Raw genomic sequence first — 13,630 nt, 5'->3', positions numbered from 1 at the left:
GATTGCTTCGCTAGGCTCGCAATGCCGTTTCTTCTTGCTCTCTACTTATTGTTGTCTACTAAGTTCACGAATTCGCGGCAGACGGCTTCTGGATCCGGCTTCCCGAAAATAGCGCTTCCGACAACAAAAATGTTTGCACCTGCTTCTTTGCAGGCGAGGATATTGTCGAGCTTTACACCACCATCGATTTGAATGTTGAGTTCCGGCTTAAGAGCGCGGAGTTCACGGATCTTGTCGAGGCAATACGGAATGAGGCTCTGGCCGCCGAATCCGGGGTTTACAGACATGATAAGCACCATGTCGACAATGTCAAGAACGTACTTAATGCTTTCGAGCGGGGTTGCCGGATTGATGGCGACTGCCGGCTTTACGCCGAGTTCTGCAATCTGGTGCAGCAAGCGGTCGAGATGATTTGTGGTTTCGGCGTGCACGCTGATGATGCTTGCGCCTGCTTTTGCAAATTCGCCCACGTAGTTTTCTGGATTTTCAATCATCAAGTGGCAATCGAGCGGGAGCTTGGTGCCTTTTTTGACGCAAGCGGAAATTCCCGGACCAAAGCTGATGTTTGGGACAAAGTGCCCATCCATGATGTCCAAGTGAACGAGGCCTGCGCCTCCGTTTTCGATGGCCTTGAGACCATCGCCGAGAGAGAGGAAGTTTGCGTTCAAGACGCTAGGAGCGATGATTTGTTTAAGCATATTTCAAATATAGCAAAATAAAATTTTTTTTACTAAATTTTCAAGTACAAGAATAAGAGGAGATAATTATGTCTAAAAATTCAAAAACTGTGGTTGAAAAACCTGCTGCAAAGAAAACCGCTGCCGCTAAGGCTCCGAAGGCTCCTGCCAAGAAGGCTGAAGCAAAGGCTGCTCCGGCAAAGAAAACCGCAAAGGTTGTTGAAACCCCGAAGGCCGACGTGAAGGCTGAAAAGTCCCCTGCAAAGAAGGCTACGAAGTCTGTGAAGGCTGCCGCCCCGAAAAAAGTGGCTGTCGAATTTATCGCCGATTGCCCGCTTGCAACGACTGTTTCCATTGCTGGTACGTTCAATGACTGGGCTGTCGATGTCGATATGCTCAAGAAGGACAAGAAGACTGGTTTTTGGGTCGCAAAGATTTCCCTCGTTCCGGGCGATTACGAATACAAGTTTGTTTGTGATGGCAAGAACTGGGATGCCGGCGACAACAAGATTAAGCACGTGTAATTCAAACAATGAAATCGCCGCTTTGCGGCTTTAAAGAAATAAAAAAACGCCGGAATTAATCCGGCGTTTTTTGCTGTGTTTTTAGCTTATTTCTTCAGTTCGGTTTTTCCGTAATAAGCACTGCGGGCCTTGTTGCCATTGCCTACGTGACGGCCCTTGAGGTCGAACGTGCGCTTGGTCTTGTTCCAGCGGAATTCGCCTGTGTGGGTGTTGAGTGTGCCGATGACGGTTGTCTGGTTGTTTTCCTTGTCAACAATGACCATCTCGATTGTTTCGGGGTAGTCGTTATGGATAGAGGCTGTTGTGGTGACATTGTTTGCGGCTCTTACCTTTGCGGGCTTGGCCGGTGCTAACAGGTATGCGCGCATCGGGTTGATATAGGCGCCTGCGTCAACCTTCACGAATTCTCCTGCTTCGACTCCTTCTTTGGCCTGTCCGGCAAAGCCGTAAGCGCGTCCGAGTTCCGGATCGTCCGAAGTCCATTCCTTGTAAGAGTAGGTGCCTACGAATGTCCAGGAGCTATTAGGTACGGTTGCAATCGGTGTTTCTGTCTTCTTGAGGGTAACAGAACCTACAACTCCGAGCGTTGCGCTTGCCATCTTGATCAAGTACGGCTTGTTGGCTTGAATCTTTGTGTGAGCCTTTGTTTCGTCCCAAAGGGTGCTCATTTCGACTTGCTTGATGCCTTTGTCGTTTAAGCCCATGCCTGTAAATTCAAGAATCGAGGAGACTCCTGTGAGCTGGTTGGTATTTACTTCGAAGGGCAAGACCAAGGTGGAGTAGCCTTCACCGAATGTGAATTCACGCGTGAGCTTGACATCTTCGACAACGACATCGTCCTTGATTTCGAAAGCCTTGTCGCTGGAAGCGTTTCCGTCGATAGTGACGTGCTTCTTGCCATCGACTTCGTTGATTTCGATAAATTCGTTCTTTGTGTAAGTTCCTTCGATTTTTACTTCAACAGAGCCCGTGACGCTGCTGTAGTTTTCAGTTTCTGCGACCTTGTAGTAAACGGTGTAATTCCCGGCGTTCACTGCGGTCGGAATTTCATCGCTATAGTTCGTTCCGTCAAGGCTGTAGAGCATGAACCCGACATTGGTGGAGCCTGCTGTTACAAGAGCTTGGGCTTTGCCATTGTATTTAAACTTGGTTGCTGTCGGAACTGTAATGGTCGGTTTTGCTTTTTTAATCTTGAAGTGCTTTGTGATGGAACCGTCGTAATCGGGGTGTTTCTTGCTATCGATGGTGATTGTCACGGTAGCTTCGCCGACGTTGATGTTGTCGGAATAGCTAATAATGAAATCATCGGAAACATCAACTGCATCCTTGATGATAGTGACAGAAGGTTCGATGGCCTTTCCTGTATAATATTCATCATCAATATCGTAGAAATAGAAGTCGTTTGTGTAAGCGATATGCTTTTTCCATTGGGCGTAGAGCTGGACTGTTTCACCCAACGTTGTTGTGAGGTTTTGAACGCTTTGGCCGTCGGCATAGCTGGTGCCGGTTCCGTTAGCGTTAGTCGTCCATTTCGAAAATCCGCCTTTACCTTGGGGTGGGTTGAACGTATTTAGATCGAGATTCTTTGCGGTGCCGTAGGTAAACTGTTGGGTTGTTGATTCGTCTGTACCGTTGTTGGCGTTGAATTGGACTTTGTATGTATTGGGGGTCCACTTGGCAAAGAAACTCTTGTTGTCAGAAGAACCGCTAGGAATTGTGGTCACCTTGGTACCAGAGAATGTGCTAGTTGTGTACCAGCCCGCAAAGGAATAACCTGTCTGGGTTGGGGTCGGGAGTGTGATGGCCTCACTTTCTGCTGTGTAGCTTGTGGGTGCACCCGACGGGTTTGTACCGCCATTCAGATAGTATGTGATGGTGTAGGATGATGCTGTCCATTTGGCGTAGAACGTTTTGTTGCCGGAGGCTCCTTTTGCGATAGAAGTGAATTTGGAACCATTAAAGTTAGGAGTTGTGTACCAACCACTGAAACTATATCCGTTTCTGGTCGGAGTTGGGAGCGTTGTTGCTTTGTCGGTAGTGTAGCTTGTAGGAACGCTAGAGGGGTTTGAACCGCCGTTTAGCTTGTATGTGATTGTGTAGCTGATAGGCTTGTCTGCTCTAGCGACAGAGATGTCTTTGGCAGGCATGGTGAATGTCCCGGATGAAGAGACGGTGATGCCGTTATCTGCGGAGTAACCGATGGCATATCCGGTCTTGGGATTGTTTCCGCTTGTGGCCGATAGAGTGATAGTTGAATTATAAGCGTAGTATGTTGTTTTGTTCCAGGTGACAGTTGTTGCTCCTGATACAGAGACGCCTGTGCCGGCTGTGATTTTATATACTGGGATTGCGCCGCTGCTGCTAGTAACATCGCCGCTGCTTGTGCCGATTCCCGTGCCGAGGTTGTAGTAGCCGTTCTGGGTGAGTGTTTTGTTGTTATATCCGGCAATGGCGCCTTTGCCTTTGCTTCCTGAATTTTTTTTGTAGTTGGAAACAAAGTTTTTAGTTGCGGTGCCAGCATTAAAGCCAACAATACCTCCAATATAGGCATCGCCACCATTGTTTGTTATATAGGACTCAGTTATGTTGGAATCGAGCGTTCCTGTGTTGTAGCCTGCGATTCCGCCTACATAATTGTTAGCTCCGCTTTTTAGGTTTGTTGTAAGAGTATAATTGAATGTAGAACCCTTGATGGTGCCGTTATTTGTACCGACAATACCGCCGATGCTACTAGAGTAGGCATCCACTTCTACTGTGAACGAATAATTGTTTGCTGTACAGTCTATGATTTGTCCATTATTAATGCCTGCGATGCCGCCGAAGTCCGCATTGGACATTTGAATATTTCCGCCTAATTTCGCCTTTGTCGAAACTAGTGAATAAGCTGGCTGTTCAACGGTAAGGTTCTTTACGACAGCGTTTCTGCCGAGTACACCAAAAAGACCTGCGGTAAGTTCGTATGAATAGCCTCCTCCCACAGTAACTGTTGTGGGGGTCGGATCGTATATATAGTAAACTCTAATGGTTTTGCCGTTTCCGTCGAACGTTCCATTGAAGACGTGATTGGGGTTGCCGATGGGGGTGTAGGTTCCGGTTGCGGTTATGTTTGTGGTTACTTTAAATGTTAAGCCGGAAGTTGATCCGCCGCCATTTACGTATGTTGCTAGGTCGACAAGGTCGGAGGACTTTGAAATGTTGTAGTAACCATTGCTATAAACAATGGAGCCTATCGTGGTGGCTGCCCATGCCGAAGCTGCAGATAGTAAGAGTACAAGCGATGTTGACACCGCTCGTGTGAAAGGTGTTTTTTGGTTGCTTTTCATTTGTTCATTCCTGGTCTTGTGTAATTAAAAAGCGTCGAACAAGGCGTTCGACGCAATAATTTTTTTCTAGCCGAGGGGGCCCTTGTACGGGTCTGGTTCGCTAGCTCGCAGCAGGTTGCTCTGGCGCTTGAGCTTGACGACCTTCAATTTTGGGGCCTGGTAATTCTTTTTTTGTTCCAACTCTTTTTTCATTTTTGTTTTCCTGGTTTTGGGCGTTTATGCCCAGTTTTATGAAAAATCGAATAATACAAATTGCTTATAATTTTGTCAACGAATTAAAGTAAGTTTGTAAGATTAAGTTTGTGATTAATGAATGGGCTATAAATTTCGACGATAGCTGGCTTTTACGTTTTACGGTTTTTGTAAAAACGGAGACGCTGTATTTTTAGTTCATTCTCTTGTCTCTAGTCTTTCGACTAAAAAACTCAATTTGCACGCATTTAGCTCGGCTCGAATATGCTCGTTCAAACAAGTTTGACTCGCGCATCGCTCGCCTTTTGACGCTTTTAGCGTCCGTGGCTTCGGCTCAAAAATGCGAAAACAAGTTTTCACGCTTTGTTCGCCTTGCTCACTTTTGCTAAATTTGCGCCTGTATGAAATATTCCATCCCTGATTCAGTGCTTTTGAAAGCGGCCAGTGAATACGGCACCCCGCTTTGGATTTATGACCGTGCAACGATTGAACGTGCTGTAAAGGACGTGCAGGTTTTTGACACTGTGCGCTTTGCTCAGAAGGCCTGCCCGAACCTTTCTGTCGTTTCGCTCATCCGTAAGCTCGGCTGTGTGGTCGATGCTGTGAGCGCTGGCGAAATTGTACGCGCTCTCAAGGCCGGTTTCAAAGGTGGACAGCAGAAGGGCAAGGTTCCTGAAATTGTCTACACAGCTGACATCTTCGACCGCGATGCTCTCGAGCTCGTGAAGAAGTACGACATCGCCGTGAACGTGGGCTCTCCGGACATGATCCAGCAACTCGCTGATTTCGGCGTGAAGTCTGAACTCACGATCCGCGTGAATCCGGGCTTTGGTCATGGTCACTCCCGCAAGACGAATACTGGTGGCGACCTCAGCAAGCACGGCATTTGGCACGAACAGATTAAGGATTGCATCAAGCTTGCCCAGAGCAACGGCATGTGGATTACCGGTTTGCACATGCACATCGGTTCCGGTACGGACTTCGAACACCTCGCACAGGTTTGCGATGCCATGGTTGACGCTAGCCGTCACCTCGGTTCTCACCTCCGCACGATTAGCGCTGGTGGCGGCCTCCCGATTCCGTATCACGAAGAAGAAAAGGGCAATCGCATTGACGTGAAGGCCTACTACGATTTGTGGGACAACGCCCGCAAGCGTATCCAGCAGAGCATCGGTCACGATGTCCACCTCGAAGTGGAACCGGGCCGTTACCTTGTTGCAGAAAGCGGCTACCTCGTTGCCGAAATCCGCGCTGTGAAAAAGCAGGGTAATAATTTGTTCTACTTGCTCGATGCTGGCTTTACCGATCTCGTTCGCCCGAGCTTCTACGGTAGCTACCACGCTATTTCTGTGGTCGCTCGTGACGGTCGTGAACTCAACGAAACTGTTGATGCCGTTGTCGCAGGCCCGCTCTGCGAATCCGGTGACGTGTTCACGCAGGAAGAAGGCGGCTTTGTCGTGACGCGCAAGCTCCCGAAGGCTCAGGTCGGTGACTTGTTGATTCTCCATGATGCCGGTGCTTACGGTGCCGCCATGAGCAGCAACTACAACAGCCGTCGCTATGCAGCCGAAACGATGTACACGAAGGGTGAAATCAAACTCGTTCGTGAACGCCAGACTTTCGAACAGCTCTTGCAGAACGACAGAATTATTGAATTGTAGTTGATTTGATATAATCAAGATTAGCGGAGCTATTGCTCCGCTTTCTTTATATAGAGATAAAGTGGTAAAGTTGTGAAAAATGGTTGTTGTTGCGAGAATGGAGCGTCGGCCAAGGTATTTTCTTCGCAGTAGCGTGCAAAACGAGAGTCGCGAACGACTGCTAGCAGGCGTTCATGACCGAGTGAAGCCGCTGACGCCGTAGGCGTCAACTCCGAGCTGGGGCCCCGCCCGCATAATGTGTTTTCTTGATTTTCAAAAATCAAATTTCTATCTTTGCCGCCGGAAATAAGACTATGGGAAATTTACGCGCGATTCTCATGCCCATCGCAATTCTTGCGGGCATCCTCATTCCTCAGGCGCACTTTTTGTCGCCGCTCTTGCCGTTCACTATCGGCATCATGATGTTCCTTACGTTCGTGACGAAGATTCCGCCGCAGACGCATGGCTACACTTTCAAAATCGAGGCTCGTGCGTTTGTTGTAAGCCTTATCATGATTGCGATTCTCTGGGGCATTGTCGAACTTTTCCATCTTCCGCGAGAGGTTCTTTTGGGTGGTGCTATTATTGCGCTTTGTCCGCCGGCGAACGCCGCTCCTGCAATGGCGAAGATGCTTGGTGGTAGCGCATCACTCGCGCTTAAGATTTTCCTCAGCGGAAATTTGATTGCCTGCTTTAGCATTCCGATTGTCTTTGGGTATCTGACGGGAATCGAGGCAAATCTCTCCGAAATTGCGGTGAAGATTTTCAATACAATCCAGCCGATTATCAGTATCCCGCTTGCTTTTGCGTTTGGACTGCGCAACTTTTATCCGGAACTTGCCGACCGCGCCGCCAAATACCAGAAGTACACGATGTTCGTGTGGACGTTCTCGGTGTTCATTATTTTGTCGAAAGCGAGCTTTGATATCCGCGAGATGGGCTTTGCCGATTTGTGGAACAGTGGTAAGCTCCCGCTTATGGCTGGTGTTTCGCTGGTCCTTTGCATTGTGCAGTTCTGGCTTGGCTGGGTTTGCGAACGTGGTCGCCGTCCGATTGAAGGCTCGCAGAGCATGGGCCAAAAGAATACGACGCTTGTCATTTGGGTCTCTAGCCTTTACGCTGGCCCGGTGGTGGCGCTCGCTCCGACTTGCTATGTTGTATGGCAAAACCTTGTGCTCAGTTACATGACTGCTAAGATAAAGCCGAAAAAATAGTCCGGAATCAGGCGCCTTTTAATTTGGCGGCTTTGCTGCGGTTATTTTAATTCCACATTCTTTTGCTAAAAATTCATTTGCTTTTTTGGGGAGTTTCAGTCTATATTATATATATGGTGTATTCGAAGATAGTCTCAATTCTTGTTGCTATTGCCGCGGTCTTGTTTGTCGCGTTCTTTGGGCGCGACTGGTATGTGCTTTATCAATGCGGCGCCGTGCAATCTTGTCTTGACTCTTCGAGTGATTTTCAGAATATAACCAAGTTTATTGTAACAGCGATTGCAACGTTGATTGCGTTTATGATTGGGCGCCATGCCATAAGCAGGCGAGACCGCTTCTTTGTACAGGCTAGTTTTGCTTTGATTTTGTGTGCTGATTTTTGTTTTAAGATATTGTACAACTATTTTGGTTCTGCGGACAACCGCGAAAATTTCATCACGATTGGAATCGTATTTTTCTTTTTGTCACAGATGATTTTTATTTACCGCCATACGCGTACAAGTGATTCCGATTGGACGTTCCCGTGGATTTATTGTATTCCGCTAGCGGCAATTTTTTCGATGGTTTTCCTTGCGTATTTTCATGTGCTGGATTCGCTGATGCTCATGGCAGTTCTTGTCTATGCTCCGACGCTGAGTTGTTCGCTGTTTGCTGCATGCAGGGCATCAAAACAGAAATTATTCCCTAAAGGGAGTGCGTTCCGGATTATGCTTGGGATGATTTGCTTTGTTTGCTGCGACTTGCTAACAGGAATATCTTTGCTTACGGGCGCAGACCATTCGACCCGTGAAATCCTTGCAGTTGTGTCGAATAACTTTATTTGGCTGTTCTACGTCCCGGCCATTATTTTCCTTGCTTTGAGCGGATATCGCCGCAACGTTTAGCCTTATATGGTTGGCTCTCTTTCCCTAAAATTCTATTATTTCCTCGTTCAAAGAGGTCATAATGATTATTGATTTAAAAGGCATGGAGACGACCGTTCTCCCGAATTTTAAGGGTGGCGAAAAAGAATACAAGGCCAAGATGTATTTTGATGGAACAACGCGTATTATGCATGGTACGCTTGAACAGGGGGCTTCCATCGGCTACCACAAGCACGAAACCAACAGCGAAATTATGTTCTTTGTTTCGGGCAAGGGCAAGGTGCTTTTCGATGACGGAGTTGAATACGTCGAAGCAGGCCAGTGCCATTTCTGTCCGAAGGGCCATTCCCATAGCTTGATTAATGAAGGTCCGGAAGATTTAGTCTTTTATGCTACTGTTCCGGAACTTGGATAAGTTTAATTTATTGGAGAAAATATGTCTAAACTTATGCGTTCTATTTCTGGTATCCGCGGAATCGTTGGTGATACCCTTACTCCGCAGATTTTGCAGAGCCATGTGCGTGCTTTCCTCGAAATCACGAAGGCAAAACGCGTGGTGATTGGTCGCGATAGCCGTCCGACAGGTGATGCCATCGTGCAGTTTGTTGCTGGTATTTGCCGCCTTTCTGGCGTGGATGTGGTGGATGTGGGCCTTTCGACGACTCCGTCCGTGGAACTTTTGACGACGCATTTCAAGGCTGATGCGGGCATCATCATTACCGCTAGCCATAACCCACTCGAATGGAACGCTCTCAAGTTCCTCAACAACAAGGGTCTTTTCCTCGGTCCGGATGATGTGAAGCAGCTCTTTGCTCTCGCTGATGCTAACCAGTTCAGTTATCCAGATTACCGCACGATGGGCAAGTACGAAGTTGCCCCGGATGCCGACGGTATTCACATTGATGGTACGCTCAAGATTCCGTTCGTGGATGTCGAAGCTATCAAGGCCAAGCATTTTAAGGTTGCTGTCGATGCTGTGAACGGTGCCGGTAGCTTTATTGTGCCGCGCCTCTTGGAACAGCTCGGTTGTGAAGTTGTCCGCGTTCATTGCAGCCCGGATGGGACGTTCCCGCGCGGTGCAGAACCGATTCCTGAAAATCTCGGTGATTTGCGCAAGGCTGTCAAGGATAACGGTTGCGCTGTCGGTTTTGCCGTGGACCCGGATGCAGACCGCTGCGCTCTCGTCGATGGCCTTGGACAAAGTATTGGTGAAGAATATACGCTTGCGATTGCGACGGACGAAGTCCTTGCTCAAAAGAAGGGTAGCGTTTGCGTGAACCTCTCCACGAGCCGCATGAACGAAGATGTTGCTGCCAAGTACGGTTGCGAATTCAGCCGCGCGAAGGTCGGTGAAATCAATGTTAGCCTCCAGATGATCGAGAACGGTTGCGTTATCGGTGGTGAAGGCAACGGCGGCGTGATTCTCCCGGCTCTCCACTACGGTCGCGATAGCCTCGTGGCTGCAGCACTTGTGCTTAGCTGGATGGCTCACCACAATGGCGGTCCAGAAAAGTTCGTGGCTGAAAATCCGGCTTACGTGATGCCGAAGAAAAAGTTCGAACTCGGCGACAAGAAGGTTGCTGACATTTTTCCGAAGGTCAAGGCTGAATTTGCCGGCTGGAAGATGGATGAACGCGACGGTCTCTGGCTCGGTTCCGAAAAGTCTTGGGTGCATGTACGCGCCAGCAACACGGAACCCGTGATCCGCGTGATTGCCGAAGCACCGACTGCTGAAGAAGCCGAATCGCTCTGCTCTAAGGTTGAAAAACTAATCTAGTAGAAGTAGACGGTGGATGTCATGCCGGATTTGTACAAGTACAAAGCCCTTCGGCTCAGCTATGAAAATGCAAGCATTTTCGCAGCGTTCGCCTTGGTTGCTTTTATTCCGGCATCGCCTTTTTTACCTAGCTCGGTTGGCGGTAACGTCACCCCGGCTTGGCCGGGGTTGTTTTTTAGAACTGCGTGATAAATTCCCAGCCGGTTTCGATTGTCCAAATCTTGCCGTCTTCACGGGGATTGTACGTGTGTTCACCCTTAAACGTACACCACTTCACAGGGAAGCGCGGATCAACCGTCTTGTAGTCGTAGCACACGTGGTTGCCGCTGCCGGAATATTCTTCGGCGGTTTCGCCACGAGCGTCGGTGAATTCTCCATTTTCATCGGGTATTCCGTTATTCTTGAGAATCCTGTCGCGGGCGCTGCGTCCAAGCTTAGGTGTGCAAAGATTGTCTTCCATGCCAACAGTACCCATCCATGCAATTGGCTTGCCCACATTCTTAGGCATGTAAATCACCTGATCCATCGTCGAGAACACCACCACGCCACGCAAACGGTGCTGGAAATCTTGAGCAAGCGCATTACTGAACATGGCTCCAAAGCTAAAACCAATTGAGAACACGCGTGAAGTATCGATGCAGAGGTTTTCGTTCAGGTAGGTGAGGAACTCGTCAAAGAAGAGATGGTCTTTGTTGTCGTTGCAACGCCAAGGATTTTCTCTGCCATTTTCATCTGTATATCCATGCGGTGCGACAAAGATGGTGTTTTCCTTGGCGCCTGGCTGGTTTCTAAATCCGTAGTAGTTTTCCTTCTTTGCCACAACCTCGGCGGAACCGCCCATGTAATGCATGCCGAATACAAGGCGGTAGGGCTTGTTCTTGTCGTAATTTTCGGGCATGGTGAGGTAAATTTCGTGCTCAATGCCCCCGCCGGTAAACTTGAAGTAGTCCTTAAGCGTGTTGTCCTTGCCGCAGCCTTTACTCGGAGTAGGTTCATTGCCCATGGCATAGCCGAAGCTGTGAGTTTGTTCAATGACAGGCTTTTTCAGCGTGAGCTCGAGTGCAGTGTCTAGCTTGGAAAGGTAAACGCGGAGTGTATCGTAATCATTTGCTGTGACAATCAAGGTGTCTTTGGAATCGTCTTCGACTTTAAGGAGCGCTCCCCCTTGTTGTGCAGAATAGGAACGGTTGAAAGAGCCTTCGGTCGAGAACTTGATTGCCTGTTGTGCACTGCCGACGCGAATGCGAGCGATGTAACTTCCTTCTGCTTTTACGCCGTCACGCAAATGAACTTGTCCAGTGCCGTGCAACGTTTGGCTCAGAACCTGGTGACCGGCCATGTCGAAGATGCTTACTTGTACGGGCGAGTTTGAACTTTGTGCAAAATGAAGTGTTCCGTTCTCGTAGCTGATATAACCGGGCGTAAATCCGGCTTTGGGAATACTTATTGTGCTATCCTTTTTCTCAATTTTAAATTTGCCATCGTTATCGGTGGAGGTAGAATCTCCTGCGATAGCTAATCTTACGGAAGCACCTGAAATTGGTGAACCAGATTCACTTTTAACGGTTCCGCTTAAAGTATAGGCAGATGCCGTAGAGAATGATGATGCTAGGATAATAGAGAAAACAGAAAGTATTGCTTTCTTCATCGTGCACTCCTTTTCCACATCCCTTTAAAACAAATTTGGGTAATGTTTATTATAAAATAAAATAATAATAAAAATAACAACTTTGTCTTTGTAAACAAAATTTTTAGAATCATGTAGAAAGGGGGGGCGGGATCTACAATAAAGAAAGGCTTCCCTGAATGGGAAGCCCTTTGGGCGAGGAGAGTTAATTTATGAAGCTTTCTTAGAACTGTTCGAAGAACTTGTGGACTTCTTCGGGGACCCAGGTGCTTTCCCAGTTCCAACCGACACCCATGTTACCGGTGTCGTGTGCAGTCCACTGGTGGTCACCCGGCCAGGAGCACCACTTGACGGGGAAGCGTTCGTCGACATTTTTGAAGTCATAGCAGACGTGCCCGGTGTTGCCCTGGACTTCTTCGGGCTTTTCACTGCTTGCATCGGTGAAGTTGCCGTCGTCATCGGCCTTGCCGTTGCGCTTGAGGATTCTCGGGAGGGCGCTGTTTTTTGCGCGGTTGTAATCGCATCTGCCGTCGTTTTTGCCGTGAACGTTCATCCAGGCAATCGGCAAGTTCTTCATGTTGTTGCCTTCGGGGAGCCAAATGTTGTAGTCAGCGACTGCGTAGGTGGCTGCAGCGCGGACGCGGCTCTGCATGTCCTGCATCAAGGAGTAGCTGAACATGGCGCCAAAGCTAAAGCCTGTAATGAACACGCGGCTCGTATCGATGCAGTAGTTTTCGTTCAAAGTCGTAAGCGTTTGGGCGAAGAAATCGTGGTCGCCCTGTCCCTTAGTCCATACGCCGCCGATTGCATCCAGCGAAACAAAGATGTAGTCGCCATTCTTGTCGAGAACCTGCTGGCCATAGTACGGTGTCGGATGGTCATAATCTGCTTTGTGGTGTACAAAGTCTTCGCCACGGCTTCCGTAGCAGTGCAAGGCAAAGAGAACCTTGTGCGGTTTCTTGTTGTCGTAATTCTTGGGCAAGGTAATAAAGTAGTCGCGGGTGTCGCTGCCGACCCTGATTTGGAACTGGTCGCCGTTTTCGACGCTCTTGACTTTTTTCAATGTGGAATTTGTGCCGCAACCCTTACTTGGTGTCGGCTTGTTGCCAAGTGCGTAACCGAATTTGAATGTCGGTTCGGGAGGGACTGTCTTCGTGAGTTTTACATCGAGCGTCGTGTCGAGTGTGCCGAGCGGAACCGTCAGCGTGTCAAAACCTTCAGCGGCAAACTGGATGGCTTCGCCTGTCTGAGCGTCTTTCATGAGGGCGCTTGCGTTGGATCCGATGGCGCTATTGTAGTTGCCGTTCGTCGTGAATTTGAAGTTCTGTTTTGCGTTACCGACGGTTACTTGTGCTAAGTACGTGCCTTGTGCGCTGAGTCCCTTGCTCAAGTCGTACGTGCCGGCGCCTTGCAAAGTCTTGTTGAAAACTTGGTTGCCGAGGGAGTTGTAAATCTTCACCTGTACGGGAGAAGTGCTGCTCTGCGAATAAGAGAGAATACCGTTATTGATGCTGATGTATCCGACGGAATTCCTGAAGGCCGATTTGATGCCCACTTCTTCTTCGTGGATGGTGAATTTGCCCTTGTCATCGGTCGTTGCGGTTTTGTCTTCTTTGAGAAGGTTTACCGAGGCGCCTTTGATGGCCTTGCCCTGGTCATCGGAAACGGTGCCAGAGATTGTGTATGCCGATGCAAATCCGCAGAACGCCAATAGGCTTGCTGCCGTGAAAAGCTTGGGTGATTTGATACTCATGTTTACTCCTTTTACCAAGACTCCTAATTCAACACACCTA

General features: G+C 48.6%; 11 protein-coding genes. 6 read left to right on the top strand and 5 right to left on the bottom strand.

The genetic code is table 11. The features are described 5' to 3' along the window. Positions 1-41 precede the first annotated feature (41 nt). Positions 42-698 (bottom strand): ribulose-phosphate 3-epimerase, encoded by a 657-nt coding sequence (rpe, locus tag BUQ91_RS13795; RefSeq protein ID WP_074209686.1) that lies wholly within the window; start codon positions 696-698, stop codon positions 42-44. 68 nt (positions 699-766) lie between these two features. On the opposite strand from rpe, the gene BUQ91_RS13790 reads away from it, so the two are divergent. After that, entirely contained in the window at positions 767-1,201 is a 435-nt protein-coding gene (locus tag BUQ91_RS13790; protein ID WP_074209685.1) for a glycogen-binding domain-containing protein, read from the top strand. 86 nt (positions 1,202-1,287) lie between these two features. On the opposite strand, the gene BUQ91_RS13785 is transcribed toward BUQ91_RS13790, so the two are convergent. After that, positions 1,288-4,488 carry an InlB B-repeat-containing protein gene (locus BUQ91_RS13785; RefSeq protein ID WP_175566643.1) on the bottom strand — a complete coding sequence of 1,067 codons (3,201 nt, stop codon included), beginning with the start codon at positions 4,486-4,488 and terminating at the stop codon, positions 1,288-1,290. Between the two features lie 102 nt (positions 4,489-4,590). Continuing rightward, on the bottom strand, positions 4,591-4,716 hold the full coding sequence (locus BUQ91_RS15980; RefSeq protein WP_256382323.1) for a hypothetical protein: 126 nt from the start codon (positions 4,714-4,716) through the stop codon (positions 4,591-4,593). 401 nt (positions 4,717-5,117) lie between these two features. Here BUQ91_RS15980 and lysA point away from each other — a divergent pair, with 401 nt between their 5' ends. From lysA to glmM, 5 genes are all read left to right on the top strand, one after another. Then, positions 5,118-6,377 carry a diaminopimelate decarboxylase gene (gene lysA, locus BUQ91_RS13780; RefSeq protein WP_073425305.1) on the top strand — a complete coding sequence of 420 codons (1,260 nt, stop codon included), beginning with the start codon at positions 5,118-5,120 and terminating at the stop codon, positions 6,375-6,377. 293 nt (positions 6,378-6,670) lie between these two features. Then, positions 6,671-7,570: a hypothetical protein gene (locus BUQ91_RS13775; RefSeq protein ID WP_139299753.1), complete on the top strand. Its 900-nt coding sequence runs from the start codon at positions 6,671-6,673 to the stop codon at positions 7,568-7,570. Positions 7,571-7,683: 113 nt separating this feature from the next. After that, a complete protein-coding gene (locus BUQ91_RS13770) occupies positions 7,684-8,454 on the top strand; it encodes a lysoplasmalogenase family protein (RefSeq protein ID WP_072830772.1) in 771 nt (256 codons plus the stop codon). Positions 8,455-8,515: 61 nt separating this feature from the next. After that, the gene (locus tag BUQ91_RS13765; protein ID WP_072830770.1) at positions 8,516-8,848 is read left to right on the top strand and encodes a cupin domain-containing protein; all 333 of its coding nucleotides are present in this window, start codon (positions 8,516-8,518) and stop codon (positions 8,846-8,848) included. Between the two features lie 21 nt (positions 8,849-8,869). Continuing rightward, positions 8,870-10,210 (top strand): phosphoglucosamine mutase, encoded by a 1,341-nt coding sequence (gene glmM / locus BUQ91_RS13760; RefSeq protein WP_074209682.1) that lies wholly within the window; start codon positions 8,870-8,872, stop codon positions 10,208-10,210. Between the two features lie 175 nt (positions 10,211-10,385). Here the strand turns inward: glmM and BUQ91_RS13755 are convergent, their stop codons facing one another. Then, positions 10,386-11,858: a T9SS type A sorting domain-containing protein gene (locus BUQ91_RS13755; RefSeq protein WP_074209681.1), complete on the bottom strand. Its 1,473-nt coding sequence runs from the start codon at positions 11,856-11,858 to the stop codon at positions 10,386-10,388. A 202-nt stretch (positions 11,859-12,060) separates the two neighbouring features. Continuing rightward, positions 12,061-13,590 (bottom strand): T9SS type A sorting domain-containing protein, encoded by a 1,530-nt coding sequence (locus BUQ91_RS13750; protein ID WP_074209680.1) that lies wholly within the window; start codon positions 13,588-13,590, stop codon positions 12,061-12,063. Between the last annotated feature and the right edge of the window lie 40 nt (positions 13,591-13,630).

This window comes from Fibrobacter sp. UWB11 (assembly GCF_900143015.1).
Taxonomy (GTDB): domain Bacteria; phylum Fibrobacterota; class Fibrobacteria; order Fibrobacterales; family Fibrobacteraceae; genus Fibrobacter.
The sequence above is the reverse complement of the archived record's forward strand: the minus strand, read 5'-3'. Positions and strand labels throughout refer to the sequence as shown.